The 641-nt window shown below is 45.1% G+C and carries 1 protein-coding gene; it reads left to right on the top strand.

What is annotated here, in order from left to right:
• A partial coding sequence (locus H9Y05_RS16255) for a host specificity factor TipJ family phage tail protein (protein ID WP_216714917.1) occupies positions 1-584 on the top strand: 584 nt, incomplete at its 5' end.
• Positions 585-641 lie beyond the last annotated feature (57 nt).

A 641-nucleotide genomic window follows, 5' to 3' on the forward strand; every position in this document is an offset into this window, starting at 1 on the left:
TTAAAACGGAGACTTATGACTCTAAAGGTATTCGCAACTATAAGCAGGCTTTCTGGGCCGCTAATCGCCGTCACCAGAAGAACATTTTAAAGAAGATTTCAGTGTCGTTTACCGCCACGGAAGAGGGTATCTTTGCTTTGCCAAATCGTGCCATTAGTGTCGTTAAGGGCTCACGTATGGCTACCTACGATGGCTGCGTAACCGCGGTTAACGGTCTTACCGTAGAACTGTCACAACCAGTTAAGTTCACCTCGGGAGATGACCATTCTTTGATTCTCAAGTTACGTGACGGCGGCGTGCAAAGTGTTAATGTAGTCCCTGGAGCGCACGACAGGCAGGTGATTATGACATCAGTGCCGCAAGAAGCCATTTACGTAGGTAATAGTGCTTTGAAAACTGAATTTTCATTCGGCAACGAAGCAAGGCATAATGCTCAGATGATTCTTGTTTCTACGGTAGACCCAGGAGATGACAGAACAGTCAAAATAACCGGGTTTAACTATGACAAGGATTTCTATAAGTTTGACAACGTGCCTCCTTTCGGTCGTGCGTTCTCCAACGGATTCGATAACGGTTTTAACTAAGAGGATAGCCATATGTCTAGTGGTTGCGGTGAGGTAATGTCACTTAATGATTTACAG

It is taken from the genome of Taishania pollutisoli (assembly GCF_014518315.1).
GTDB lineage: Bacteria > Bacteroidota > Bacteroidia > Flavobacteriales_D > Crocinitomicaceae > Taishania > Taishania pollutisoli.